We start from the raw sequence: 24,899 nt of genomic DNA on the forward strand, positions 1-24,899 counted from the left end.
CGTGATCATGCCGGGAAAGGTTCAGTACGACTTCAGTTCGATGTGCGTGGCGTACTTGTCGGTCAGCTTCATCATGATCCCGAGCAGGAACTTCGACTTGAACGTCCAGTTGCGCAGCAACATCTTGGCGCCGCCGCCGGGAGCCAGGAAGGGGCCGGCGTTGCCGTTCTCCGCGATCTTGGCGTACGGGCGCATCTGCCGCTCGTACTCGGCGAAGGCCGCGCGGTGGTCCCCGTTCGCCGCGGCCAGCTCGCCCGCCAGCACGTACGCGCCCACCATGGCCAGGCCGGTGCCGAAACCGCCCAGGGTGTTGCCGTACGCCGCGTCGCCGAGCAGCGCCACCCGGCCCGCGCTGTAGCGGTCGATCCTGACCTGGCTGAGCGAGTCGAGGTAGACGTCCTCGGCCTGGCTCACCGCCTTCATGACCTCCGGGGTACGCCAGCCCATGCCTTCGTACCGCCGCGCCAGGATGGCCTTCTGCTGCTCTGCGTCGTAGCGGTCGTACTCGAGCGGGTCGGAGGCGAACACGAAGAACGCGGTCGCCTTGGTCCCGCCGACCGTGACCATCCGGCCGGGCTCGTTGTACATGGTCGCCGACTGCCCGAAGTCCGCGCCCAGCTCGACCAGGGCGTAGTAGTGGCCGAGGAACTTGACGAAGTCGGCCTCGGGGCCGAAGGCCAGGCGGCGCACGTTGGAGTGGATCCCGTCCGCGCCCACGACCAGGTCGAAGGTGCGGGGGGCGGCGCGTTCGAAGGTGACGTGCACGCCGGCCGGGGTCTCGGTGAGCGAGGTGATCGAGTCGCCGAAGACGTACTCGCAGTGGGGGGCGGTGCGCTCGTAGAGGAGCCTGGACAGGTCGCCGCGCCTGATCTCCAGGTCGCCGCCGGTGAACTCGCCGGGGATGACGGCCAGCACGCGGCCGTTCGCGTCCACGATCTCCTGGTCGGCGCCGCCGGTCTGCAGGCGGCGGACGTCGTCGAGGATGCCCATCCTGGTCAGCACGCTCTCGTGGGTCTCGCCCTTGAAGTCGACGGCCTGGCCGCCCTCGCGCAGGGTCCCGGCCTTCTCCACGACGGTGACCTTGAAGCCGTAGCGGATGAGCCAGTGGGCGAGGGCGGGGCCGCCGATGCTGGCGCCGGAGATGAGGACGTTCACGTTTCGCATGCCAGGAAGCCTCGCCGCACCCGCTGACAACCCGGCGACACCCCGCTGACAGCCCTGCCCCGCGCTGTCAGCGGGCCCTGTCGGCCGGTGGCGCCGCGCCGGGCGGCGGCTACCGGCCGATGACGTCGCGCGTGGCGGCCGTTACCGGCCGGTGGTGGTGCGCAGGACGGTTGTGGCTTCGTCCCTGGTCATGGCCGCGCCGCTCGCGTACGCAGCCGCGAACGCGTCGGGGCCGAGGACGCGGGTGGCCTCGGCGGCGGTGGCGGCGACGTCGCGGTCGCCGACCACGGCCATGCCCCGCACCGCCGCTCCCACCCCGAGCAAGACCGCCGCCTGTGCCGCCGCCCGCCGCCGTTCGACGACCTCATCGCCCCCGTCCCGCTCCACGCCGGCGTCCGCCGTCGGGCCGCCAGGGTCGGGTACGTGGGTCGTGAGGACGTCCTCAGCCAGGCCCTCCGCCTGGTCGGGTACGCGGGCGGTGAGGACGTGCCCGGCCAGGCCCTCCGCCGCCTCGGCCAGGTCGTTGGCCAAGGGCGAGCGCAACGCGATGGCCACGGCCTCGGCGTGCATGCGCGCCGCCCGGTCCCCGTCGCGCTGAGCGGTCGCCAACCGGCCCAGCGCCGTGTGCACCCGTGACGTCGTCCCGCCGGCGGTGAACGTCCCGGCGTCCGAGCCGGACAGCGCCGCCTCAAGCCGCTCGGCCGCCCCGGCGAGGTCGCCCTGGAGCCGCAGCATGTCCCCCAGCTCCAGCCGTACCCAGGCCAGCAGCTCCGGCCGGCCCAGCCGGCGCTCCAGCTCGCCCGCCCGCTCGCAGTCGGCGCGGGCCGCCTCGGCGTTCCCCGACCGCCAGTGCGCGTTGCCGCGTCTGAGCAGGATGTCCGCCAGCTCGTCCAGCGCCCCGAGCTCCGCGACCATGGCGAGCGCCCGGTCCCACAGCTCCATCGCCCGGCCCCAGTCGCCGCGCCAGCTCGCGAGCAGGGCCAGCCAGTCGAGCGCCTGCCCGGTGCCCCAGCGCTCGCCCACCGCGCCGAAGTTCGCCAGCACCTCCTCCATCTCGCCTTCCGCCTCGGCGAGCCGGCCGTCGTGCAGGGCCATGAGGGCCAGGCCGAGCTGTTCGAGTGCCCGGCTCCACGGGTCGGCCCGCGAGATCCGCCGATCCCGCGCCGCCCCCACCCCGCCTCTGGGCGGGCCGGCGATCATGCCCCAGAGCGCCACGCCGAACCGGTGCCGCAGCGGCCGGTCGAGCGCTTCGACGATGGCGCGCGCCCGTTCCCAGTGCGGCGAACCGGCAGCGGGTACGGCGTGCAGCACGGCCAGCACGTACTCCTCGGCCAGCTCGTCCCCCGGCTCGGGGCCGTCGAGCAGGCGTTCGGCGTGCCGGGTGGCCTGGCCGCGCCGCCCGCTCAGCCACCAGTACATGGCCAGCGCCGTCATCAGCCGGAATGCGGTCGGCCTGTCGTGCTCGACTCCCCAGCGCAGCGCCGCCCGCAGATTGGCGTTGTCGGCGGACAGCCGGGCCAGCCACTCCAGCTGCTCGGCTCGGTAGAGGTGGTCGTCGGCGCGCCGGGCGTACTCCAAAAACCAGATTGCGTGCGCCCGCCGCAGCGCCTCCTCCTCACCCGCCTCCGCCAGCCGTCCGGCACAGAACAGGCGGATGGTGTCGAGCATCTGGTAACGCTCGCCGTCGGTCTCGACGAGCGATTTGTCCACCAGATCAGCCAGCACCTCGGCCAGGTCCGCCGCCTCCGGCGCCTCCACCGGCTCCTTCGCCTGAGCTGGCTCCGCCCTTTCCCCAGGCGTTGGCGGGGTGGGTGCGGGCGTGGCGCAGACGTGCTCGATCGCCTCCAGGGTCGCGCCGCCGCTGAACACCGAGAACCGCCTGGCCAGCGCCTGCTCCCCGGCGTCCAGCAGGCTCCAGCTCCACTCCACGACCGCGTGCAGCGTCTGGTGGCGCGCCGCCGCCGTACGGTCGCCGCGCGAGAGCAGCCGGAACCGGCCGTGCTCGGCCAGGCGGTCGGCGATCTCCGCCACGCCGAACGTGCGCACCCGCGCCGCCGCCAGCTCGATGGCGAGGGGCAGGCCGTCGAGCGCCGCGCAGATCCGCAGCACCGCCGCCAGGGTGCCGTCATCGAGCGTGAACCCCTGCCGTACGGCCGCCGCCCGGTCCGCGAACAGCCGGACCGCCGGATAGCCGGCGGGGTCGGCCTCGCCCGGCGGCGGGGTGGGGAGGGGCGCGAGCGGGACCAGCTGCTCGCCGGTGAGGCCGAGCGGCTCCCTGCTGGTGGCCAGGACGCGCAGGCCGGGGCAGCGGGCGAGCAGGCGGCGGGTGAGCGCGGCGGCCCCGGCGATCACGTGTTCGCAGTTGTCCAGGATGAGCAGCACGTCCTGCTCGGCCAGCGCGGCGACCAGGCGGTCCGCGGGGTCGGGCCCGCCGGCGGCGGGCGGCTTGAGTCCCGATTCGCGCAACCCGAGCGCGCCCAGCACAGCCTGAGCGACCTGCGCCACCTGAACGGCCTGAGCCGCCGACGCCGTCTGCGCCGACGCCGTCTGAGCCGGTGCCGCCTGCGCGGTCCCGCCGTCCGCGATCGACAGGTCCACGAACGCCGGACCGCCGTCGCGTGCGGCGCGGGTGGCGGACTCGATGGCGAGGCGGGTCTTGCCGGTGCCGCCCGGCCCGACGATCGTCACCAGCCGGGCCTCGCGCAGCGCGTCCAGGCGGGCCAGCTCCGCCTCGCGGCCCACGAAGCTGGTGAGCTGCGCCGGCGGCGGCACCCGCGCGCTGCTCTCCCGTTCCCCACGCAGGATCTCCAGGTGCAGGGCGGCCAGCTCGGGCGAGGGGTCGGCGCCCAGCTCGTCGGCCAGCAGCCGCCGGCCCTCGTCGAAGACCGCCAGCGCCTCCGCCTGCCGTCCGGCCGCGTGCAGCGCGCGCATCAGCAGCCCGCGCGCCCGCTCCCGCAGCGGCTGCGCGGCCACGAGCTCGCGCAGCCCGCCCACCGGGCTGGCCGAGGGAAGCGACAGCTCGGCCTCGAACAGGTCCTCGGTGGCCGCCAGCCGCAGCTCCTCCAGCCGGACGGCCTGCGGCGGCGCGAACGGCGCCTCGGCCACGTCCGCGAACGCCGGCCCGCGCCACAGCTCCAGGCCCTCTCTGAGCACGGCGGCGGCGGCCGAGTGCCGTCCCGCGGCCAGCAGCCCGCGCCCCTCGCGGGACAGGCGCTCGAACCGGTGCGCGTCCACGCTGTCCCGGTCGACCGCCAGCCGGTAGCCGGAGCCGTGGAACTCGATCAGGTCCGCGGGCAGGTTGCGCCGCAGGCGGGAGACCTGCGCCTGGACGGCGTTGGCCGCGCCGGAAGGGGCCCGGTCGCCGTACTGGCCGTCGATGAGGCGTTCGATGCTGACCAGCCGGCCCGCGTCGAGCAGCAGCATCGCGAGCAGCGCACGCGGACGCGGCCCGCCGACGGCGAGCGGGTCACCGGCGGGCGGCCGGACCACGAGCGGGCCGAGGACACCGAACTGCACGCCCCGATTGTCCCGCACGACACCGGCGGAAAAGGAAACCGCTTTCTGTCTACAGCTGTAGACACCGTCCGGGGTAAGCTGACCGACATCATGGAAAGCACGCTGGGGCTGCGCGAACGCAAGAAGGCCGAGACCCGCCAGGCCGTCCACGAGGCGGCCCTGCGGTTGGTCGTCGAGCACGGGCTCGACGCCGTCACGGTCGAGTCGATCGCCGACGCGGCGAACATCTCGCGGCGGACGTTCTCCAACTACTTCTCCGGCAAGGAGGACGCGCTGCTCTACGGCGAGGAGCAGCGCATCCTGGCCCTGGTGGTGCGGGTGCGGGCGCAGCCGGAGGGGATGCCGGCCTGGCAGGCGCTGCGCGTGGCGATCGAGGAGCTGCAGCGGGAGGAGGGGGAGCCGGAGCGCGAGTGGGCGCTGCGGACCAGGCTGGCCAAGCGGCACCCCTCGCTGCTCGCCCGGCAGCTGGCGAACCACGCCGCCCTGGAACGAGACCTCTCGGCCGCCGTCGCCGAGCGGTTCTGCCCGGTCTCGCCCCAGGTGCTGGCGGCGGCCTTCCTGGTGGGGCTCCGGCTGGCCACGCACGTGTGGACCGAGGAGGAGCAGGCCCGCACGTTGCGCGAGGTCATCGACGAGACACTCGACCAGATCGCCCAGCCGTTCGCCTGACGCACGAGGACCCCTCACCACGAGGACCCGCACCACGAGATCCTCACCACGAGGACCCCCACCACAAAGGGTGAGGGTCCTTCAACGGTCAGGCCGGCAGGTTCCACTTCTGCGGGTCGAGGCCGTTGCAGTCGTAGATCTGCAGCTTGGTGCCGTTGGCGGTGGCGCCGCTGGGCGCGTCGAGGCAGCGGCCCGACTGCGGGTTCAGCAGCGAGCCGTCGGCCTGGGGCACCCACCGCTGGCCGCCGTTGGCGTTGCACTCCCAGAGCTGCACCTTGGTGAAGTTGGCGATGCCGTTGGCGTCGATGTCCAGGCACTTGCCGAAGGCGCGCAGGGTGCCGTCGGGGTGCCTGGACCAGCGCTGGCCGGTGGCGACGCCGCAGTCCCAGAGCTGGGCGGCGTTGCCGTTGGCGTTCGTGTTCGTGTCCACGTCGAGGCACTTGCCGGCGCCGGCCGGGCCGGTGATCTGGCCCGCCCGGCCGGGCAGCGTGCCGATGCCGTACCTGACCTGGCACTGGTTGCCCGTGAGGTGGGTGGCGGCCAGGTAGAGGAAGTCGGTGCCGTTCGCGGAGGGCACGATCGGAGAGCTGTAGCCGGGGCAGGACGGCACGCCGGGGGCGTAACCGCCGGTGGGCGAGATGTGCACCGGCGCCTCGATCTCGGTCCACGCGCCGGCGCCCAGGTCGGTGTTGGCGAACAGGACCTGGCCCGACTCGCCGAGCACGGTCTTGTTACCGGTCGGACCGGCGACGACGCGCTGTCCTGACAGCAGCAGCGTGCCGTTGGCCCCGCCGCCCGGCAGCCAGGCGACGTACGGGGTGTGCAGCAGCTCACGCTGGTCGGACGTGCGCACGAGCGTGCCCGCGCCCGAGCCCCAGGACAGGCCGTTGGAGCTGGTCTTGGTGTAGACCTCGCAGGCGTGGTCGGCGTTGGTGGCGTCCCGGCACAGCTCGTACGCCATCAGGAACGTGCCGTTCGGCAGCGCCGTCACGATCGACATGCCGGGCCTGGCCAGGTTGTCGGCGGGGAAGACGACGTCCTGCGTCATCGTGGCGCTCCACGACTGACCCCCGTCGCCGGAGGTGTAGTGGCCGATGACCTGGTTGTTCGTGGGGGAGTTCGCGGGCCGCTCGTCGGAGATGAAGCAGGCCAGCGTGTTGTTCGGGGTCAGCAGGAACCATGGCTCCCAGATGCCGTGCCCGATGCTGTTCGGCTGGCCGCTGGTCTGGGTGCAGTTCGACAGGTACGTCCACGTCACGCCGTGGTCGGTGCTCTTGAACACCTCGACCTTCTGGGCGGTGAAGTTCCCCTCGGCCCAGGCTGTGCCCGAGGCCAGCAGGTCGCCCTGGTTGAGGCCGTTCGCGGTGCGCGGCACCTCGTACAGGACGGGGGCGCCGAGGTCCCAGCCCGGCGTGTTCGAGGTGATCGTGGAGATGGGGTTCGCCGACCACGTACGCCCGCCGTCGGTGCTGCGGTGGATCGGGAACGACGCGCGCGCGTTGTGTCCCCGGCGGGCGTAGGTGGCCAGCATGGTCTCGTTCGGCGAGCCGTCATGGTCCAGCCGGATCGCCCTCGGGTAGCTGGCGTCGCCCTGGGGGAAGGCGGACAGGTTCGGGGAGTAGAGCACCTGGCCGGCGGGGGCGGCCGAGGCGGTGCCGGCCATCGGGCCGGTCAGCCCGACGAGACAGGCGGCGGTCAGGGCTAAGGCGGACAGGATCCGGGTGGGGGGTGTGAATCGCACTGATTGCTCTCCTCAGGGTTGGTCGGCTGGATCGGTCAGTGCTGGTCTCCGATGACGCGGCCGGTGAAGGTGTCCACGTCCACGGCCGAGCGGGCCACGATCGTGCCGTCGCTGACGAGGGCGACGTGCAGCCGGCCGCTGCTCCACCCGTCCGGCAGCGCGGCGCGGACCTCGGCGGGGCCGCTGAGCAGGAACGGCTTGGCCTCGACCCGAGGCCCCTGGGAGCCCTCGGAGCCCTCGGAAGCGGTGAAGGCGTCCAGGCCGGTGGGGGCGGCGCCGAGCACGGGGGTCCAGGCGGTGCGCAGGTGCCCGCTGACCGGCTCGCTCCCGTGGTGCGAGACCCGGACGGGCACGCTCACCTCGCCCGACTCGCTGAGCAGGTCACGCCCCGGGGCCACGGGGACGACGTCGAGCACGAGCGTGGTCGTGGCGTTCACGTCGGCGGGGGCGACGCCGCCCAGGTCCTTGGCCCGGCGCTCGAAGTCCAGCAGCCCGGCCGACTCGTGCTCGATGTCGTACATCTCGGTGTAGACGTAGCCGGCCACGCGATCGTGGCGGCGCAGCTCCTGGGTCTGCCAGCGCAGCTGCCAGCCCCGCTCGACGGAGGTGAAGCCGGTGCCGTACTCGCTGTTGAGGTTGGGCAGGCCGCGCAGCGGCTGCTCGGGCGTCCCGGCCAGCTTCTTGCGCACGACGAAGCCGGGGCCGAGGCCCACGGGGAAGTCGTCCTGGTCGCCGTTGAGCAGCGCGGCGACGGTCCGGCCCCAGGAGGCGGCGGACTCGTCGTAGTAGTGCCAGTCGAGCAGGTCGGTCTTGACGTGCGTCCAGCCGGAGTTGTCGACCGCGGGCCGGCTCGCGTCGATCGACTTGAGCAGGTCGTACGCCGCGGCCGCCGCCCGCTGCTTGGCCGGGTCGCCGGGGATGTCCCAGTCCAGGCCCCACTCCTCGTTGTACAGGCCCCAGATGACGATCGCGGGGGAGTTGCCGTCCCGCTCGACCATGGGTGCGACCTGCTCCTCGAACGCCGCCACCGAGTCGGCGGAGAAGCGGCCGGTCGCGGCCGGCTCGGCCCACACGAGCATGCCGAGCACGTCGGCGTGGTGGACGAAGCGCGGGTCCTCCAGCTTGAGGTGCTTGCGCACCAGGTTGTAGCCCGCCGCGGCGGCCAGTTCGATGTCCCGGCGCAGCGCGGCGTCGTCGGGCGCGGTGATGCCGGTGCGCGGCCAGTACCCCTGGTCGAGCACGCCGCGGACGAACAGGCGGGCGCCGTTGAGGTAGAGGTCCTCGCCGATCACCTCGATCCGGCGCAGCCCGGTGTAGCCGGCGACGGTGTCGGTGCCGTCGGCCGAGGTGAGGGTGGCGTCCACGTGGTAGAGGTGCGGGTCCTCCGGCGACCACAGGCGCGGCCCGGCCACCGGGATCACGGCCTTGACCCGGCCGTTCTCGACGTCCGCCGTGACGCTCGTGTCCGTGCCGCGCAGGCGCAGCACGAGCGTGGCCCGGGCCGTTCCCGAGACTTCCGCCTCGACCTCGATGGCGTCGAGCCCGGCAGAAGGACGCAGCCGCAGCGCCGACAGGTACGTCTCCGGCCTGGCCTCCATCCAGACGCTCTGCCAGATGCCCGACGACGGGGTGAAGCAGACGCCGTCGAAGTCGTCGCGCGGAATGCTGCGCTGCTTGCCGTGCGCGATCTCCCGCTTGTCCAGCGGGGCGGAGACCCGGACCACGACCTGCTGTGGGCCCGTGCCGTCCAGCGCGTGGGTGACGTCGGCCTCGAACGGGGTGTAGCCGCCCCGGTGGGAGGCCACCTCGACGTCGTTCACGTAGACGGTCGCCTCGTGGTGCACGGCGCCGAAGTGCAGCACGATCCGCTGCCCGGCCCAGCCGGCCGGCACGGTGAAGGAGCGGCGGTACCAGGCCACGGGCAGCCAGTGGGCCTCGATGCCCGACGCGGGGGTCTCCCAGGCGAAGGGCACGGTGATGGTCCGGTCCCAGCCGGGCTCGGTGTCGGCCCGGAAGTCCCAGTCGCCGTTGAGGCTCGACCAGGTGTGCGACCGGTCGAAGTGGGGCCGGGGGTATTCCGCACGCGGCGACATAGTGCTCTCTTTCATGATCGGGGTCAGCCCTTGACGCTGCCCGCGAGGATGCCGTTGATGAAGTGGCGCTGCAGCAGGACGAAGATCACCAGCAGCGGCAGCATGGCGATGCTTCCGGCGGCCAGCAGTTCGCCCCAGACGGTGGCGAAGTCGGCACCGATCCGGTTGCCGGTGACGTTCTGCGCCAGCGTGGACAGCACCACCTGGAGGGTCTGATGGGAGGTGTCGTTGACGGCGACGACCGGCCAGACGAAGTCGTTGTAGACGTTCATGGTGGTCAGCACCGCCAGCGCCGCCAGGCCCGGCCTGATGACGGGCAGCACGACCTTGGCGAAGATGCCGAACTCGCCGGCCCCGTCCACCCGCCCGGCGTCGATGAGCTCGTTCGGGATGGCGGCGATGGTCTGCCGCATCCAGAAGATGCTGAACGCGTCGATGCTGCCCGGCAGGATCAGCGCCTGGTAGGTGTTCACCCAGCCGAGCGCGCTCATCTCCAGCAGCAGCGGGATGATCAGCACCAGCGTCGGCAGCATCAGCGTGAGCAGCACCGTGCCGAAGAGCAGGTTCTTGAACGGGAAGTCGTACTTGGCGAACGCGTAGCCGGCCAGCGGGGCGAAGAACATCGTCATCGCGCCCTTGACCAGCAGCACCAGCGCCGTGTTCGCGAAGCCGGTGCCGATCGGCACGTCGGCGAACATGGCCCGGTAGTTGCCCAGCGTCAGCTCGCCGATGGACAGCGGGCTCGTGATGATCTCCGCGGCGGGCTTGAACGAGGAGCTGAGCGCCCACCAGATCGGGTACAGGAACACGATCGCGAGCAGCGCCAGCACCGCGTACTGCGCGAGGCCCGGTCTGGTGTTGTTCATGACACCTCGTCCTTCGGGCGCAGCAGCCTGACCGACACCAGCGACAGCCCGAAGACGAGCAGGACCAGCAGGAACGAGTTCGCGGCGCCGGTGCCGAGGTCGGAGGCGGTGATGTGGTTGTACAGGTAGAGCCCCGCGGTGGTGGTGGAGCCGTACGGGCCGCCCTGGGTGACCACGTACGGCTCGGCGAACATCTGGAAGACCGCCAGCGTCTGGATGACCACCAGGAAGGCCATGCTCCGCCGCACCAGCGGCACGGTGATCGACCAGAACTGGCGGGCGCGGGAGGCGCCGTCGAGCGCGGCGGCCTCGTACACGCCGCCGGGGACGGCCTGGAGGCCGGCCAGCAGGATGATGATCGCGAACCCGGTGGTCTTCCACAGGAACAGCAGCGCCAGCGTCGGCTTCGACCACGTCGTGGAGGTCAGCCAGGCCACGTCGGGCAGTCCCGCCAGGTTGAGCAGGTAGTTGATCAGGCCGTAGTCCTGGTCGAACACCACGATCCAGACCTGCGCCATGGCCACCAGCGGGGTCACGAACGGCGCGATGAAGGCCACCCGGAAGAACCCGCGCAGCCGCAGCCTGGCGTTGGCCAGCAGCACCGCGCCGCCCAGCCCGGCCACGACCTGGAGCGGCACGATCAGCACCCACATGACGGCGCTGTTGCCGAGCGAGGCCCAGAAGTCCGGGCTGGTCAGCAGGTAGAGGTAGTTGTCGACGCCGACCCAGCGGGCCGCGCCCGCGCCGCGCCAGCGCATGAAGCTGAGCTGCAGGGCATAGATCAGCGGATAGATCCCGAACGCCGCGAAGACCACGAAGAACGGGGCGATGAACAGGTACGGCGAAAGCCGAGTTGACCTCATGAGCGGTCGATCAGGTTCCGCTGGATCTTCTCGGCCGACTCCGAGATCACTTGGTCGGGCGACATCTTGCCTTCCATCAGGCGCTGCATGTTGTTGCCGAGGTAGTCCACCGACTGGGCCCACCACCACGGGATCGGCGTGGCGGCCGGGATGGTGGCGCCGGCCTCGACGGCGACCTTCCACAGGTCCTGGCCGCCGAGCGCCTCGATGGGCTGGAACAGGGGCTTGGCCGGATCGGCCGCCGGGATGTAGCTGGGGATCGAGGTGGACAGGCCGCCGGGGTAGACGTCGTTGGGGCCGTACACGGCGGTGTAGCCCGGCTCCTTGAAGCACAGGAACTCGTACAGCAGCCAGGCCAGCTCGGGGTTCTTGGCCTTGGCCGGGATGACGAAGCTGCTGCCGCCCATCGCGCCGCTGCGCGCGCCGCCGGGCGTCCAGGCGGGCAGCGGCGCGGCGCGCCACTTGCCCTTGGTGGCCTTGAGCAGTTGCTGCGGCGCGAACGACCACCAGATCGCCCACGGCACGAACACCTGCCTGCCGTCGTCGAGCGACTTGACGTCGGCCGGCTCCAGGTAGGGGGCGTGGGTGACCAGGTCGTCCTTGACCGCAGTCTGGATCCAGGTGAAGATCCGCCGGTACTCCTCGGAGTCGAGGCGCAGCTTGCCCTGCGCGTCGGTGAGGCTCGTGCCCTGCTGGCCGGCCAGCATCTCCAGCCAGAGCTGGCTCAGGAACGGCGTCTTCTCCAGGTGGATGGGCCGGGTCTCGGGGTCCTTCTCCTTGACCGTCCTGGCCGCCGTGATGAGGTCGTCGTACGTGGCCAGGCTCGCGGGGTCGACCCCGGCGCTGTCCAGGATGTCTTCGCGGTACCACAGCAGGCCCGGGTCGAGGTCCCACGGGACGCCGTAGATCTTGCCGTCCACGGTGTTCACCGACAGCTTGTACGGCGAGGTCTGGTCCTTGTACGGCGCGATCAGGTCGGTCAGGTCGAAGAGGTGCTCGGCCTGCCCGCCGATCTTGGCGTCGTCCCAGAAGCTGCCGTCGGGCACGTCGGTGCCGCTGATGAGGGTGTTGGCCAGCTTGGCGTCGATGTCGACGGCCTGGTGGTTGACCTTGACGTTCGGGTAGGCCGCGCGGAACTTGGCGATGGCCGCGTCGAAGACCTTGAACAGGTCGCCGGAGCGGTTCCAGATGGTGATCTCGCCCTTGGCCGCCGACGTGGACGCGCTCGGCGCGGCGAGCTTGCTGGGCTGGGTGGCCGTGCCGCCGGGGGCGCACGCGGCGAGGGAGCCGGTGGCGGCGAGCGCGCCGATGCCCAGGGCTCCCTGGAGAAACCCACGACGGCCAAGAGGGGGTGTGGACATGTGCGACTCCTCGCCGGACGGGAAATGACGTTGTGATGGCTCTGCAACGATGCAGACATCATGCATACTTGTCTGCAACGATGCAAGACCGGGTTTAGGATCTTCCCAAGCACGAGCGGTCGGAGGTATAGGAGACGCATGGCCGGTCCAACCCTGCGTGACGTCGCCAAGCGGGCGAACGTGTCCATCCGCACGGTGTCCAACGTGGTGAACGGTTACGCGCCGGTCTCTGACGAGCTGCGCGCCCGGGTGCAGGCGGTGCTCGACGAGCTCGACTACCGTCCCAACCTCATCGCCCGCAATCTCAAACAGGGGCGCACCGGGATGATCGCCCTCGTGGTGCCCGAGCTGGACGTCCCCTACTTCGCCGAGCTGGCCCGCGAGGTGATCACCGCCGCCAGGACGCGCGGTTACGTGGTCATGATCGACCAGACCGACGGCGACGGCGACAGGGAGCGCGAGCTGCTCGGCCGCGACTCGCGGGCCACCATGTTCGACGGTCTGGTGCTCAGCCCGCTGTCGGTCACCGCCGAGGAGCTGCGCGGCCGGGGCAACCGGGTCCCGATCGTGCTGCTCGGCGAGCACATCTTCAACGGCAGCTTCCCCCACGTGGCCATCGACAACGTGGCCGCCGCCCGCGACGCCACCGAGCACCTGCTCCGGCTCGGCCGCCGCCGGGTGGCCGCCATCGGCGACCAGCCGTACGCGACCGGCGAGACCGCCCAGCTCCGCACCGCCGGCTACCGGCAGGCCCACGCCAGGCACGGCCTCGAGGTGGACGAGGCGCTGATCGTGCCCACCACGCACTTCCACCGGCGGCTGGGCGCCGAGGCCATGGAGCGGCTGCTGGCCATGCCCGACCCGCCCGACGCCGTCTTCTGCTACAACGACCTGCTCGCCCTCGGCGCGATCAGGGCGCTGATCAGGGCGGGCCGCCGCATCCCCGAGGACGTCGCCGTGGTGGGTCTCGACGACATCGAGGAGGGCCAGTACAGCACGCCCAGCCTGACCACGGTCGCCCCCGACAAGGGCGAGATCGCCCGCCGGGCGGTGGACACCCTGCTGGAGTCGATCCGCGGCGAAATGGGCGCACCACCCGAGATCGTGGTGCCGCACCGGCTGATCGTCAGAGAGAGCAGCGCGGGCGAGGTTCGGCCGTCGATCTGATCGGGAAGAGTGAGGGGATGCCCGTCGCTCGCCAAGGTGTCCTGCTCGGCGTGGCGGCCTATCTGCTCTGGGGCCTGTCGGCGCTCTACTGGCCGCTGGTTCAGCCGACGGGCGCGATCGAGATCCTGGCCCTGCGCGTGCTCTGGTCACCCGTCGCGGTCGGGCTCCTGCTGGTGGCCACCGGCCGCACCGGGAAGGTGGCCGCCATCCTGCGCCGCCCCCGCGACCTGGGCATGCTCGCCCTGGCCGGCCTGCTCACCTCGGCCAACTGGGCGCTGTTCATCTGGGCCACGACCAACGGCCACGTGGTCGACGCCTCGCTCGGCTACTTCATCACCCCGCTGCTCAGCGTGGCGCTCGGCGTCGTGGTGCTGCGGGAGCGGCTGCGGGCCTGGCAGTGGGCGGCGATCGGCCTGGGGGCGCTCTCCGTCGGCCTGCTCACGGTCGAGTACGGCGGCCTCCCCTGGATCGCGCTCGGCCTGGCCGCCACGTTCGGCGGCTACGGCCTGATCAAGAAGCGGCTCGACGCCGGCGCGGCCGAGGGGCTCATGGTGGAGACCGCCGTGCTGTTCCCCTTCGCCCTGGCCTACACGATCTGGCTCCAGACCTCGGGCCAGGCCACGTTCGGCCACGTGTCGGTGGCCAACACGCTGCTCGGCGTCGGCTCCGGGTTCGTCATGATGGTGCCGATGCTGCTGTTCAACGCGGCGGCCACGCGGATCCCGCTCAGCCTGGTGGGCATGCTGCAGTTCATCGAGCCCGTCGTGCAGTTCCTCCTCGGGGTGCTGGTGTTCCGTGAGGTGATGCCGGCGGCCCGGTGGATGGCGTTCGCGCTGCTGTGGGCCGCGCTGGCGGTGCTCACCGGTGAGGGTCTCAGGAGACGGAGTCGGGCAGCTTCGGCTCGCCGATCTCCACCGCGCTCCGCTCGATCATCTCGAACTGCGTCATCAGCCGTTCGAGATCAGGGGGAGACACCGTGAAGGTGTCGTAGACCGCCTCGCCCGCGGCGGTGTAGCTGAGCTCGTGACCGCACGTGCCGTCCCACAGCCCGCTGATCACGCGCAGGGCGGGCGGCAGGCGCTCGGCCCGCACCTTGAGCACCTTCACGCCGGCGGCCAGCTGCTCGCGGGCCAGCGAGTCCAGCTCGGCCGTCCACTCCTTGTAGATGAACACCCGCCGGATCGTCACGCCCCTGGCCAGCGCGTCGAGCTGGGCCTGCCAGTACTGCCTGCCGACCGGCTCGTTCCACCAGTCGAGGTCCACCGAGGGGACGCTGGTGGCGCACATCGTGTGCTTCGTCTGGCCGATCAGGCGCTGGAAGACCGCGTTGTCGCCGTAGGTGCTGCGGAAGTGGCCGCGCTCCAGGTCGGCGAGCGTGCGCAGGCAGTCCTCGAACGCGGCCCGGCAGGCGTCCACGGCCGGGGTGGCGGCGTATTCGCGCTCGACGTGCTTGGCCGCGCGCAACATGGGGAGCATGAGGTCGGGCAGCCAGGGGATCTTCTCGATCGTGGCCACCATCTGCCCGACCTTCGTCTCGTGGTCCACCCGGCGCTTCTCCCTGAGCAGCGTCTGCACCTGTAACGTGATCACGCCGCCGATCAGCCCGGCGACCAGGGCCAGCCCCTGCGCGGTGTCCTCGCGCACGTAGAAGATCACGCCGAGCAGGACCGACAGGGCGGTGCCGATGATCAGGACGGGGTCGAGGGCGAGCGGATGCGGCTTCTTGCCGGGCCTGGGCATGGAACTCCTGAGGGACGAGCACGACACGACCGGCGGCCCCCGCGTGACGGACCCCGGGAGCCGTCGGTGGATGTACCCGCTTTCCCCCACGTCTGATCAAGCGCGGGCCGGCCGCCGCACGTTCCGCCGCTGAGGAGGCGGGCGCGGGCCGGCCGCGTCGCGTTCAGCCGAGGAGGAGCTTGGCGATGGCCACGACGCCGATGACCACGATCGCCGCGCGCAGGACCGAGGCGGGCAGCCTGCGGCCCAGCCGGGCGCCGAGGAAGCCGCCGGCCGTCGAGCCCAGGGCCACCAGCAGCACCGCGAGCCAGTCCACGTCGGCGACCAGGGCGTACAGGATGGCGGCCGCGCCGTTGACCACGACGACGAGCACGTTCTTGGCCGCGTTGACCCGCTGGAGCTCCTCGTCGATGAGGATGCCCATGAAGCCGATGAGCAGGATGCCCTGGCCGGCGCCGAAATAGCCGCCGTAGGCGCCGGCCGCCAGCGCGCCGAGCCACAACCACGGGCCGCCGTGCGCGCGCCGGGGCCGGGCGGCCAGCAGCCGGTTGAGCCGGGGCTGGATCACGACCAGCGTGCACGACAGCGCGATGAGCACGGTGATGATCACCGTGAACGTGGCCTCGGGCAGGTTGAGCAGCAGCAGGCCACCGGTCAGCGCGCCGGCCAGGGAGGCGGGGGCGAGCCGGAGCAGCCGCTCGCGCTGGCCCTTGAGCTCGGTCCGGTAGCCGATGACACCGCTCAGCCCGCCCGGGACCAGGCCGATGTTGTTGGAGACGTTGGCGGTGATCGGCGGCAGGCCCACCGCGAGCAGCGTGGGGAAGGTGATCAGCGATCCCGAGCCGACCACCGTGTTGATGGCTCCGCCCGCGAGGCCGGCCACGAGCACCGCGACCATTTCCCAGGGTGTCATGTCTGGGCACTTTAGATCATCGTCTTATAGAATAAGATGATTTATCCCGTTATGTGAGATATATCGCTCCCACGCTCAGCCGGAGCGCCCGCCGGTGGCCGGGCGGAGGAGCGCCCGCTTGAGGATCTTGCCGGTCGGGCTCATCGGCAGCTCGTCCACGAACGACAGCCGGCGCGGATACTTGTACGCCGCCACCCGCTCCCGGACGAAGTCGCGCAGTTCCTCCCCGGTCACCGGCGCGCGCAGGGCCACCACGGCCTCGATCTCCTCGCCCAGCCCTGCGTGCGGCACGCCGATCACCGCGGCCTGCCGCACCGCCGGATGCTCGTAGAGCACCTCCTCCACCTCGCGCGGATAGACCGTGTATCCGCCTCTGATGATCACGTCGCGGCGCCGGTCCACCAGGAAGAAGTAGCCGTCCTCGTCCACCCGGCCCAGGTCGCCGGTGTGGAACCAGCCGTCCTGGACGGCCTCGGCGGTGGCCTCGGGGTCGTTCCAGTAGCCCTTCATCACGTTCGGGCCGCGTACCACGATCTCGCCGATCGCGCCGGCGGGCAGCTCGCGGCCGTCCTCGCCGACCACCTTCATCTCGACGTCCCTGATGGGCCAGCCGATCGAGCCGGGCCTGCGGTGCCGGCCGCCCCGGTTGGTCGCGGCCACAGGGGAGGTCTCGCTGAGCCCGTACCCCTCGATGATCTCGCAGCCGAACCTGGCCTCGTACGCGCGCAGCACGTCCAGCGGCAGCGCCGCCCCGCCCGACGCGCAGACCCGCAACATCGACAGGTCGGAGGCGCCGGGATGGTCGAGCAGCGCGATGAACATGGTCGGCACGCCCTGGAAGACCGTCACCCCGTCGCGCCTGACCACCTCCAGCGCCCGGCCCGCCTCGAAGCGGCGCAGCAGCGTCAGCCGCGCGCCCGCGTGCACGGTCGCGTTCAGCGAACAGGTCTGGCCGAACGTGTGGTGGAGCGGCAGCGCCCCCAGCACCACGTCGTCCACGCCGAGCGCGTGCATGCGGGCCACGGTCGCGGCGTTGCCGCCCAGGTTGGCGTGGGTCAGCTCGATGCCCTTCGGTCGGCCGGTGGTGCCCGAGGTGTAGTGGATCACCGCGGTGGCGTCCGCCGCCATGGAGGCGATCTCGCGCTCGGCCGCCACGCCCCGCAGCAGCCGCCGGAACTCGCCCGGCACCACGAAGAAGCAGTCCGCCTTCGTGCCCGCCGAGCCCGCCTCCGCCGTCTCCGCGAACGCGTGCCAGGCGATCAGCAGCGTGGCTCCGCAGTCGCCCAGGTAGGCGGAGATCTCCCGGCGTTTGAGCAGCGGGTCCAGCGGCACCACCACGGCCCCGAGCCGCAGCACCCCGTAGTAGACGACGCCGAACTCGGGCACGTTCGGCAACATGATCGCGACCCGGTCGCCGGGGCCGATCCCGCGGCACCGCAGCAGCCCGGCGAGCCGCGCGCTCAGCTCCTCCAGCGCGCCGTAGGTCAGCTCCGCCTCGTCCAGCGTGAGCACCGCTCTGCCGCCCAGCCGGTCGGCGGCGGCGTGGAGCCGGTCAGCGAGGTTCATGGAAAGAAGGTACGTCCGCTCTCCCGCGCCCCTCATTGGTCGCGGTGCCCAGTCTTTCCCGCCCGGTATTGGTGGGAAGCGTGTCCTGGAGGGCTATGGCGACCAGCAGCTCGACCAGATCGTTGATCGAGCGCAGGCTGCGCCCGGTGCGCTCCTGAATCCGCCGCAGCCGGTATTGCGCGGTGTTGGGGTGGATCTGCAGCCGCTCGGCCGCCATCCGCAGGTTCAGGTCCGCCTCGGCGAACGCCCTGATCGTGGCGGTCAGCACGCCGCCGCGGGCCCGGTCCTCCGACAGCAGCGCGGTGATGCGCGCGTCCACCAGGTTGCGTGCCGTGTCGTCGGCCTTGAGCGCCAGATACTGGAACGGCGTGATCCTGGGCAGCGCCGCCACCCCGCCTTCCTCGGGCAGGAAGTCGAGCGCGGCCCTGGCCTCCTGGTAGGCCTGCGGAAGCTGCGCGGCGCCGGCCGCCACGGTGCTGACGCCCATGGCCAGCCTGATGCCCTCGGCGGTCAGGCCGCGCAGCACGCCCTGCAGCCGGTCGCACAACTCCTCCGCGCCATGAGGGGAGCCGAGCACGGGGATGGCCACGATCTCCGACTGGCGCACGACCGACAGCGTGCGCACGCCGTTCCCGCCGGTCCTGGCGATGGCCGCGCACGCCGCGTGCAGCGCGTCGGCGCCCTGGTCGGGGCCGCTCGGCACCGGGGCGGCCGGCCCGGCGAGCACCGCGAGCACCACCAGCAGCGGCGTGCGGGCGTCCGGTCCCAGGCCGTGCGCCTGCGCCGCGGCCAGCTCCCTGCCCCGGGTGGGCAGGCCGCCGGCCAGCAGGGTCTCCAGCAGATCGCGGCTCTCCCGCACGGCCTCGGCCGCCGCGTACTGCTGGAACTCCATGTACGCGTTCGCCGCGTGCGTGCTGGCGAAGTCGCAGTAGCGCATCAGCGGCGCGGCCAGCGACAGGGCCGCCTCGCGCCCCGCGTACGTGTGCCCGGCCCGCTCGACCACGGCCTCCCAGAACACCTGCTGCCCGACCCTGAAGGCGTTGATGTAGTCGGCCAGCGCCACCCCGGCCCTGGCCCGGCGCATGGCGGCGCGCCGGGTGAAGGAGATGTCCTCGAAGGTGACCGTCCGCTCCTCCAGCAGGACGCCCAGCTTGGCCCGGTAGTGCTTGACCACCTGGTCGCGCACGTCGGTGCGGAAGACCGCGTCCTGCGCCGCGTAGGCGGGGATCTCCTCCAGCATGGTGGCCAGGGCGACGACCGCCAGCGCGGGAAGGTCGCTCAGCAGCTCGGACAGGATTCGGGTGCGTTCCGCGCGGACGGCGGCTGCCACGGTGCTCGAACCGGTGGACATGCCGGGATGATCCATGCCCATGGCCGGGCGGTCAACGGGTCGTAACCGGTCCGAGACCCTCCCTGTGCTCAGCGGACAACTTGCCGGAAACATCTTGGGTCACCGTGCCCAATGCGGCTCCTGACGAGCGGCTCCTACGCTGAGCGCAACTTCAGAACATTGTTCTCCAGGAGGCCGGATGCTGGAGGTGCATGATCTTACCGTTCGCTTCGGCGGCATCACCGCGCTGGACGGCGTGGGGTTCGAGGTGGCGGCCGGCGAGATGGTGGGACTCATCGGGCCGAACGGCGCCGGCAAGACCACCCTGTTCAACTGCCTGACCCGGCGCTACGACGCCGACTCCGGCACCATCGCGTACGAGGGCCGTGACCTCACCGCCGTGGCCCCGTACGCCATCGCCCCGCTCGGCATCGCCAGGACGTTCCAGAATCTGGGCCTGTTCCCGCGCCTGTCGGTGCGCGACAACGTGCTGGTCGGCGCGCATCACCGGGGCCGCGCCGGCTTCCTGTCGGCCGGGCTGCGGCTGCCGGGCGTGCGCCGCGAGGAACGCGAGCTGCGCGCCGACGCGGACGCGGTGCTGGAGCGGCTGGGACTGACCGAGGTGGCCGGCCATCCGGCGACCGGGCTGCCGTTCGGCACCCTCAAACGGGTGGAGCTGGCCCGCGCGCTCATCGGCCGGCCCCGCCTGCTCCTCCTCGACGAGCCGGTGAACGGGCTGAACGCGGCCGAGGTGGAGGAGTTCGCGGGCACGCTCGGCGCGATCCGTTCCGAGCACGACCTGACCGTGATCGTGGTCGAGCACCACATGGGGTTCGTCATGGGGATCTGCGAGCGCATCGTCTGCCTGGACTTCGGCCGCAAGATCGCCGAAGGCCCGCCGGAGGAGGTCCAGCGCGACCCCGCGGTGATCGAGGCGTACCTGGGGACGGCGGCATGAGCGACCTCGTGGTGGCGGACCTGGTCGCCGGCTACGGGGACGCGCGGGTGCTGCACGGCGTGAGCTTCACCGTCCGCGAGGGCGAGGTCTGCGCCATCCTCGGCCCCAACGGCGCCGGCAAGACGACCCTGCTGCGCGCCCTGTCGGGGGTGGTCAGGGTCCGGGGCACGGTCACGCTCGGCGGCACCACGCTGGCCGGCCGCTCACCCGACACGATCGCCAGGCACGGCGTCGCCCACGTGCCCGAGGGCCGGGGCACGTTCATGCCGCTGACCGTCGAGGAGAACCTGCGCCTCGGCGCGTACGTCCGGCGCGGCGGAGCGGAGGTCGAGGAGGACCTCGGCCGCATCTACACCTACTTCCCGGTCCTGAAGACCCGGCTCAAGCAGGCGGCGGGCAGTCTGAGCGGCGGCGAGCAGCAGATGCTCGCCCTCGGCCGCGCCCTCATGCTGCGCCCCCGGCTGCTGCTGCTCGACGAGCCGTCGCTGGGCCTGGCCCCGCTGGTCACCCGGGAGCTGTTCCGCATCGTCCAGGCCATCAACGCAGAGGAGCGGACCACCGTGGTCGTCGTCGAGCAGAACGCCCATCTCGCCCTCGGCATCGCCCAGCAGGCGCACGTCCTGGAGACCGGGCGCATCGTGCTGTCCGGCACGGCCGCGGAGATCAGGGCCGACGAGCAGGTCGCGCAGTCCTACCTCGGGTACCGGGTGTAACGCGATGGCCGGATTCGTGCAGCAGGTCGTCGAGGGGCTCGGCGCGGGCGCCATCTACGCCAGCCTGGCGCTGGCCCTGGTGCTGATCTACCAGTTCACCGGCATCGTCAACTTCGCCCAGGGCGAGCTGGCCATGTTCTCCACCTACATCGCCTGGCAGTGCGTGGCGGCGGGACTGCCGTTCTGGCTGGCCCTGGTGCTGACGCTGGCGGTGTCGTTCGCCGGCGGCATGCTCATCGAACGGGTGATCATCCGGCCGGTCGAGGGAGCTCCCGAGCTCACCATCGTGATCGTCACCGTCGGCCTGTTCATCTTCGTCAACGCGGCGGCCGGGTGGATCTGGACGTTCCTCATCAAGGACTTCCCCAACCCCTTCCCCGGCGGCGCGCTGGAGGCGGCCGGGGTCAGCGTGAGCTTCTCCACGCTCGGCGTGCTCGGCGTGGTGGCGGCGGTCATGGGGCTGCTCTACCTGCTCTTCCAGCACACCAAGATCGGGCTCGGGATGCGCGCCGTGGCCACCAACCCCGCCTCGGCGCGGCTGGTCGGCATCCGCGTCGGCCGGACGCTGGCGCTCGGCTGGGGCCTGGCCGCCACCGTGGGCGCGGTGTCGGGGGTGCTCGTGGCGCCGCTGCTGTTCCTGGAGCCGAACATGATGGGCGGCGTCCTCATCTACGCGTTCGCGGCGGCCACGCTCGGCGGGTTCGACAGCCCCCTCGGGGCGGTCGCCGGCGGGCTCATCGTGGGCGTCGCGGAGACGCTCGCCGGGGCGTACGTCGGCGTCATCGGATCCGACCTCAAGGTGGGGGTGCCGCTGGTGATCATTCTCGGTGTCCTGCTGCTGCGGCCGCAGGGGTTGTTCGGCCGAGCGGTGGTGGAGCGGGCATGAGCGCCACCAAGGTCGTCACCGAGCCGGCTCCCGTGCGCGAGCGACGCCCGCCCGACCCCAGATGGCGGTGGGCCGGGCTGGCCCTGCTGCTCGCCGCCGCCGTCTACGCGCCCTTCCAGCTCGTGCCCTTCCACGTCTTCCAGCTCACGATGGTGCTGGTGTACGCGGTGGCGCTGCTCGGGCTCAACCTGCTCGTCGGGCACGCCGGGCAGATCTCGCTCGGGCACGGCGCGTTCTTCGCCGTGGGGGCGTACTCGGGGGCCATCCTGCTCGACCGCTGGGACCTGCCGTACCCGCTGACCCTGCCCGTGGCGGCCGGGGTGGCGTTCGTGCTGGGGCTGGCGCTCGGCGTGCCCGCGATGCGGCTGCGCGGCCTGTACCTGGCGCTCGTGACGCTGGCCATCGCGATCTTCCTCGTGCCGCTGCTGAAGCGGTTCGAGGCGGTGACCGGCGGCTCCATGGGGCTGACGCTGGCCAAGCCCGCGCCGCCCGGCTGGAGCGGCCTGGCCGAGGACCAGTGGCTGTACTTCCTCACCCTGATCGTCACCGTGGCCGCGTTCCTGCTGGCCGCCGGGCTGCTGCGCTCGCGCGTGGGCCGGGCGCTGCACGCGCTCAGGGACAACGAGACGGCGGCCGAGGTCATGGGCGTGCGCCTGTCGTTCTACAAGACGCTCGCGTTCGCCTGGAGCGCCATGTTCGCCGGTGCGGCGGGCTGCGTCTACACGTGGGTGATCGGCTTCGTCTCGCCCGACTCGTTCACCGTGAACCTGTCGATCACCCTGCTGGCCGGGCTGGTCGTCGGCGGGCTCGGCTCGCTGTCGGGGCCGGTGCTGGGCGGGCTGTTCGTCATGTTCGTGCCGAGCATCTCGCAGGACGTCAACGACGCCGCGCCCGGCGTCATCTTCGGCCTGCTGATCATCGTGGTGATGTACGTGGCCCCGACGGGGCTGGCCGGCCTGGCAGCGCGCCTGGCTGGGCGCTTGGTCAAGAAGATTCCCCGGAAGGAGTAAGAGGTATGCGAGTAACCGCGATCGGCTGCACGGCGTTGCTCCTGCTTGCCGTCGCCGCCTGCGGGGGACGGGACGGCGGCGGTGCCACCACCGGAGGCACGGCCGCGTCGGGCCAGTGTGCTGGACAGCAGACCACCGGCATCACCGACAAGAGCATCAAACTGGGCGGCATCTACCCGCTGTCCGGCCCCGCCTCCGCGTACGGCGACATCCCCAAGGGCATCAAGGCGTACTTCGACTACGTCAACGCCGAGAAGAACGGCATCGGCGGGCGCAAGGTCGAGTTCGTCGTCCGCGACGACGGCTACCAGCCGCCCAAGGCCGTCGAGGAGGCCCGCAGGCTGGTGGAGCAGGAGCAGGTCTTCGCCCTGTTCCAGACGCTCGGCACCCCCTCGACCTCCGCGACCTGGGACTACACCAACCAGCGCAAGGTCCCGCAGATCTTCGTGGCCACCGGCGCCTCCAAGTGGGGCTCCGACACCGCGCATCCGTGGACCATCGGCTGGCAGCCCAACTACATCTCCGAGGCCCGCGTCTACGCGGCCTACCTGAAGAAGGAGAAGCCCGAGGCCAAGGTCGCCGTCCTGTACCAGAACGACGACTTCGGCAAGGACCTGCTCGGCGGCTTCAAGCGGGCGATCGAGGGCTCGCAGGTCAAGGTGGTGGCCGAGCAGAGCTACGAGGTCACCGACCCGAGCGTCGACCCGCAGATGCGCAATCTGGCCGAGTCGAAGGCGGACGTCCTCCTCAACGTCACCACGCCCAAGTTCGGCTCGCAGGCGCTGGCGGCCGACGCCAAGAACACCAAGTGGAACCCGCTGCACATCGTCAACAACGTCGCCGCCTCGATCACCGTGCTGAAGCCGGTCGGGTTCCCGAACGTGCAGGGCGTCGTGTCGTCCACGTACTACAAGGACCCGAACGACCCGACGTGGGCGAGCGACGCCGAGATGACGCTCTACAAGGAGAAGATGAAGCAGTACGCGCCGGGGGCCGACCCCAACGTGCCCTACCACACGTTCGGCTGGGCCGTGGCGAGCAGTTTCCACAAGGCCATGGAGGCGGCCGCGTGCCCGACCCGTGAGGGGCTGCGTGACTCCGTACGCAACCTCAAGGGGGTCCAGGTGGACATGCTGCTGCCCGGGGTCACGCTCGACACGGCGCAGGGCGACGGGTTCCCGATCGAGTCGATGCAGCTCATGACGTTCAAGGGAGAGCGGTGGGAACTGTTCGGCGACGTGATCGACACCCGCAAGGAGTTCGGCCCGCTGACCGGCTGATCTCCTACGGCTTGATGGTGCCGGCTCGGACCAGCCAGTCGACCGCCTCGCGGATGGCCTCCAGGGAGGTGTAGCGGGGGCGGTGCCCGAGCATCCGCTCGGCCTTGGCCATGCTGCAGTGGGGGCTGTGCGCGATGTGGTCGTAGGTCACCTGCGCGTCGTGCTCGGACACCGTCTCCCGCCACCGCTCCCACGGCAGGTACGCCAGCCTGGCCGGCCTGCCGAACCAGCCCGCCACCGCCTCGGCGTACCCGCGCAGCGTCAGGGCGGTGGTGGCGACGGAGTGGAAGCTCTCGCCGACGGCGGCCGAGCGGGCGGCCATGGCGTCCATGAACAGGCGGGCCACGTCGTCGGCGTGCACGTGCTGGACGGTCTCCATGCCCAGGTTGGGCAGCGTGACCTCGGCGCCCTCGGCGAGCGCCTGGAACACGCCGGGATCGACGTTGCCCGCCGGGTTGACCGGCACCCAGCCGGGCCCGGTGATGTGGCCGGGGTGGATGATCGTGGCCGGGAACCCGTCACGCTGGGCCCGGTCGAGCAGGAACGCCTCGATGGCCGCCTTCTGGACGCCGTACTCGCCGAACGGCTCGCGCCTGGCGTCCTCGGTGGTCGGCACCTGCGCGCTCGGGCCGTGCACCCAGACCGTGCCGCAGTGCAGGAAGTGGCGCACCCGCCCGCTGAGCGCGTCGGCCATCGCGCGGGCGCTGCTCTCCGTGAAGCAGATCAGGTCGATCACCACGTCGGCGTCGAGCTCGGCGATCCGCCGCCCGAACGTGCCCTCGGCCTCCTCGGCCTGGCGGTCGGCGGTGACGGTGGCGACCTGCTGCCAGGCGCCGTGGGGGCTGTAGGGCTCGCGCTGCCCCCGGCTGACGTTGACCACCTCGTGGCCGGCGGCGACGAGCCGGGGGATGAGGTACGTGCCGATGTGTCCGCTGCCGCCAATCACCACTACGCGCATGCGAACAGCGTAGACCTCAGGACAGAACGGACGTCAGGCCCATGCTCGGCGCGACCCCCGTGCGCGTGAGCGTGGGGTCGGTCGGGGAACCCGAGCGTCACCCGC

Annotated in this window: 20 protein-coding genes; 8 read left to right on the forward strand and 12 right to left on the reverse strand. The window is 71.7% G+C overall.

Features of this window, described 5'->3' with window-relative positions; translation table 11 throughout:
* Nucleotides 1–21 precede the first annotated feature (21 nt).
* Both B0I32_RS19490 and B0I32_RS19495 read right to left on the reverse strand, forming a co-directional pair.
* Nucleotides 22–1,164 carry an FAD-dependent monooxygenase gene (locus B0I32_RS19490; RefSeq protein ID WP_106241216.1) on the reverse strand — a complete coding sequence of 381 codons (1,143 nt, stop codon included), beginning with the start codon at nucleotides 1,162–1,164 and terminating at the stop codon, nucleotides 22–24.
* 141 nt (nucleotides 1,165–1,305) lie between these two features.
* Nucleotides 1,306–4,680 (reverse strand): AfsR/SARP family transcriptional regulator, encoded by a 3,375-nt coding sequence (locus tag B0I32_RS19495; RefSeq protein ID WP_106241218.1) that lies wholly within the window; start codon nucleotides 4,678–4,680, stop codon nucleotides 1,306–1,308.
* Between the two features lie 90 nt (nucleotides 4,681–4,770).
* Here B0I32_RS19495 and B0I32_RS19500 point away from each other — a divergent pair, with 90 nt between their 5' ends.
* On the forward strand, nucleotides 4,771–5,349 hold the full coding sequence (locus B0I32_RS19500) for a TetR/AcrR family transcriptional regulator (protein WP_106241219.1): 579 nt from the start codon (nucleotides 4,771–4,773) through the stop codon (nucleotides 5,347–5,349).
* 88 nt (nucleotides 5,350–5,437) lie between these two features.
* Here the strand turns inward: B0I32_RS19500 and B0I32_RS19505 are convergent, their stop codons facing one another.
* From B0I32_RS19505 to B0I32_RS19525, 5 genes are read right to left on the reverse strand one after another with little or no spacing between them, the layout of a single operon-like run.
* Entirely contained in the window at nucleotides 5,438–7,090 is a 1,653-nt protein-coding gene (locus B0I32_RS19505; RefSeq protein ID WP_219911897.1) for a ricin-type beta-trefoil lectin domain protein, read from the reverse strand.
* A 35-nt stretch (nucleotides 7,091–7,125) separates the two neighbouring features.
* Nucleotides 7,126–9,183, reverse strand: coding sequence for a glycoside hydrolase family 2 protein (locus tag B0I32_RS19510; protein WP_106241221.1), 2,058 nt, complete (start codon nucleotides 9,181–9,183; stop codon nucleotides 7,126–7,128).
* A gap of 23 nt (nucleotides 9,184–9,206) precedes the next feature.
* Nucleotides 9,207–10,049 (reverse strand): carbohydrate ABC transporter permease, encoded by an 843-nt coding sequence (locus tag B0I32_RS19515; protein ID WP_106241223.1) that lies wholly within the window; start codon nucleotides 10,047–10,049, stop codon nucleotides 9,207–9,209.
* Nucleotides 10,046–10,912 (reverse strand): carbohydrate ABC transporter permease, encoded by an 867-nt coding sequence (locus tag B0I32_RS19520; RefSeq protein WP_106241225.1) that lies wholly within the window; start codon nucleotides 10,910–10,912, stop codon nucleotides 10,046–10,048. Before B0I32_RS19520 ends, B0I32_RS19515 begins: the two co-directional genes overlap by 4 nt.
* A complete protein-coding gene (locus B0I32_RS19525) occupies nucleotides 10,909–12,273 on the reverse strand; it encodes an ABC transporter substrate-binding protein (protein WP_106241228.1) in 1,365 nt (454 codons plus the stop codon). The genes B0I32_RS19520 and B0I32_RS19525 overlap by 4 nt, the downstream gene beginning before the upstream one ends.
* A 138-nt stretch (nucleotides 12,274–12,411) precedes the next feature.
* Here B0I32_RS19525 and B0I32_RS19530 point away from each other — a divergent pair, with 138 nt between their 5' ends.
* On the forward strand, nucleotides 12,412–13,440 hold the full coding sequence (locus tag B0I32_RS19530) for a LacI family DNA-binding transcriptional regulator (RefSeq protein WP_106241230.1): 1,029 nt from the start codon (nucleotides 12,412–12,414) through the stop codon (nucleotides 13,438–13,440).
* Between the two features lie 17 nt (nucleotides 13,441–13,457).
* A complete protein-coding gene (gene rarD / locus B0I32_RS19535; protein ID WP_106241232.1) occupies nucleotides 13,458–14,420 on the forward strand; it encodes an EamA family transporter RarD in 963 nt (320 codons plus the stop codon).
* On the opposite strand, the gene B0I32_RS56540 is transcribed toward rarD, so the two are convergent.
* The 4 genes from B0I32_RS56540 to B0I32_RS19560 all read right to left on the reverse strand — a co-directional run bounded on the left by B0I32_RS56540 (nucleotide 14,314) and on the right by B0I32_RS19560 (nucleotide 19,010).
* On the reverse strand, nucleotides 14,314–15,180 hold the full coding sequence (locus B0I32_RS56540; protein ID WP_146178228.1) for a hypothetical protein: 867 nt from the start codon (nucleotides 15,178–15,180) through the stop codon (nucleotides 14,314–14,316). The genes rarD and B0I32_RS56540 overlap by 107 nt on opposite strands.
* A gap of 163 nt (nucleotides 15,181–15,343) precedes the next feature.
* Nucleotides 15,344–16,093, reverse strand: coding sequence for a sulfite exporter TauE/SafE family protein (locus B0I32_RS19550; protein ID WP_106241238.1), 750 nt, complete (start codon nucleotides 16,091–16,093; stop codon nucleotides 15,344–15,346).
* 75 nt (nucleotides 16,094–16,168) lie between these two features.
* On the reverse strand, nucleotides 16,169–17,659 hold the full coding sequence (locus B0I32_RS19555) for a long-chain-fatty-acid--CoA ligase (protein ID WP_106241241.1): 1,491 nt from the start codon (nucleotides 17,657–17,659) through the stop codon (nucleotides 16,169–16,171).
* Nucleotides 17,646–19,010, reverse strand: a complete 1,365-nt coding sequence (locus B0I32_RS19560; RefSeq protein WP_106241842.1) for a PucR family transcriptional regulator — start codon at nucleotides 19,008–19,010, stop codon at nucleotides 17,646–17,648. Before B0I32_RS19560 ends, B0I32_RS19555 begins: the two co-directional genes overlap by 14 nt.
* A 178-nt stretch (nucleotides 19,011–19,188) precedes the next feature.
* Between B0I32_RS19560 and B0I32_RS19565 the strand changes: the two genes are divergently transcribed.
* The 5 genes from B0I32_RS19565 to B0I32_RS19585 are packed head-to-tail and all read left to right on the forward strand — an operon-like array spanning nucleotide 19,189 to nucleotide 23,836.
* Nucleotides 19,189–19,947, forward strand: a complete 759-nt coding sequence (locus B0I32_RS19565) for an ABC transporter ATP-binding protein (RefSeq protein WP_106241243.1) — start codon at nucleotides 19,189–19,191, stop codon at nucleotides 19,945–19,947.
* Nucleotides 19,944–20,660, forward strand: coding sequence for an ABC transporter ATP-binding protein (locus B0I32_RS19570; RefSeq protein ID WP_106241246.1), 717 nt, complete (start codon nucleotides 19,944–19,946; stop codon nucleotides 20,658–20,660). The genes B0I32_RS19565 and B0I32_RS19570 overlap by 4 nt, the downstream gene beginning before the upstream one ends.
* Before the next feature lie 4 nt (nucleotides 20,661–20,664).
* Nucleotides 20,665–21,546 carry a branched-chain amino acid ABC transporter permease gene (locus B0I32_RS19575; RefSeq protein ID WP_106241247.1) on the forward strand — a complete coding sequence of 294 codons (882 nt, stop codon included), beginning with the start codon at nucleotides 20,665–20,667 and terminating at the stop codon, nucleotides 21,544–21,546.
* Nucleotides 21,543–22,556 (forward strand): branched-chain amino acid ABC transporter permease, encoded by a 1,014-nt coding sequence (locus B0I32_RS19580; protein WP_106241250.1) that lies wholly within the window; start codon nucleotides 21,543–21,545, stop codon nucleotides 22,554–22,556. Before B0I32_RS19575 ends, B0I32_RS19580 begins: the two co-directional genes overlap by 4 nt.
* A 5-nt stretch (nucleotides 22,557–22,561) precedes the next feature.
* Nucleotides 22,562–23,836, forward strand: a complete 1,275-nt coding sequence (locus tag B0I32_RS19585; RefSeq protein ID WP_106241253.1) for an ABC transporter substrate-binding protein — start codon at nucleotides 22,562–22,564, stop codon at nucleotides 23,834–23,836.
* A 4-nt stretch (nucleotides 23,837–23,840) separates the two neighbouring features.
* Here B0I32_RS19585 and B0I32_RS19590 read toward each other — a convergent pair whose 3' ends face one another.
* Complete coding sequence (locus B0I32_RS19590; protein ID WP_106241254.1) at nucleotides 23,841–24,794, reverse strand: NAD-dependent epimerase/dehydratase family protein; 954 nt, start codon at nucleotides 24,792–24,794, stop codon at nucleotides 23,841–23,843.
* Nucleotides 24,795–24,899: the final 105 nt, after the last annotated feature.

The organism is Nonomuraea fuscirosea (genome assembly GCF_003001935.1).
Classification (GTDB): Bacteria; Actinomycetota; Actinomycetes; order Streptosporangiales; family Streptosporangiaceae; genus Nonomuraea; species Nonomuraea fuscirosea.

Excerpts from the sequence above, each read along its gene's own strand:
- B0I32_RS19490 (WP_106241216.1), bottom strand. The coding sequence starts at position 1,164 with ATGCGAAACGTGAACGTCCTCATCTCCGGCGCCAGCATCGGCGGCCCC.
- B0I32_RS19500 (WP_106241219.1), top strand. The coding sequence starts at position 4,771 with ATGGAAAGCACGCTGGGGCTGCGCGAACGCAAGAAGGCCGAGACCCGC.
- B0I32_RS19510 (WP_106241221.1), bottom strand. The coding sequence starts at position 9,183 with ATGTCGCCGCGTGCGGAATACCCCCGGCCCCACTTCGACCGGTCGCAC.
- B0I32_RS19515 (WP_106241223.1), bottom strand. The coding sequence starts at position 10,049 with ATGAACAACACCAGACCGGGCCTCGCGCAGTACGCGGTGCTGGCGCTG.
- B0I32_RS19520 (WP_106241225.1), bottom strand. The coding sequence starts at position 10,912 with ATGAGGTCAACTCGGCTTTCGCCGTACCTGTTCATCGCCCCGTTCTTC.
- B0I32_RS19525 (WP_106241228.1), bottom strand. The coding sequence starts at position 12,273 with ATGTCCACACCCCCTCTTGGCCGTCGTGGGTTTCTCCAGGGAGCCCTG.
- B0I32_RS19530 (WP_106241230.1), top strand. The coding sequence starts at position 12,412 with ATGGCCGGTCCAACCCTGCGTGACGTCGCCAAGCGGGCGAACGTGTCC.
- rarD (WP_106241232.1), top strand. The coding sequence starts at position 13,458 with ATGCCCGTCGCTCGCCAAGGTGTCCTGCTCGGCGTGGCGGCCTATCTG.
- B0I32_RS56540 (WP_146178228.1), bottom strand. The coding sequence starts at position 15,180 with ATGCCCAGGCCCGGCAAGAAGCCGCATCCGCTCGCCCTCGACCCCGTC.
- B0I32_RS19550 (WP_106241238.1), bottom strand. The coding sequence starts at position 16,093 with ATGACACCCTGGGAAATGGTCGCGGTGCTCGTGGCCGGCCTCGCGGGC.
- B0I32_RS19555 (WP_106241241.1), bottom strand. The coding sequence starts at position 17,659 with ATGAACCTCGCTGACCGGCTCCACGCCGCCGCCGACCGGCTGGGCGGC.
- B0I32_RS19560 (WP_106241842.1), bottom strand. The coding sequence starts at position 19,010 with ATGTCCACCGGTTCGAGCACCGTGGCAGCCGCCGTCCGCGCGGAACGC.
- B0I32_RS19565 (WP_106241243.1), top strand. The coding sequence starts at position 19,189 with ATGCTGGAGGTGCATGATCTTACCGTTCGCTTCGGCGGCATCACCGCG.
- B0I32_RS19570 (WP_106241246.1), top strand. The coding sequence starts at position 19,944 with ATGAGCGACCTCGTGGTGGCGGACCTGGTCGCCGGCTACGGGGACGCG.
- B0I32_RS19575 (WP_106241247.1), top strand. The coding sequence starts at position 20,665 with ATGGCCGGATTCGTGCAGCAGGTCGTCGAGGGGCTCGGCGCGGGCGCC.
- B0I32_RS19580 (WP_106241250.1), top strand. The coding sequence starts at position 21,543 with ATGAGCGCCACCAAGGTCGTCACCGAGCCGGCTCCCGTGCGCGAGCGA.
- B0I32_RS19585 (WP_106241253.1), top strand. The coding sequence starts at position 22,562 with ATGCGAGTAACCGCGATCGGCTGCACGGCGTTGCTCCTGCTTGCCGTC.
- B0I32_RS19590 (WP_106241254.1), bottom strand. The coding sequence starts at position 24,794 with ATGCGCGTAGTGGTGATTGGCGGCAGCGGACACATCGGCACGTACCTC.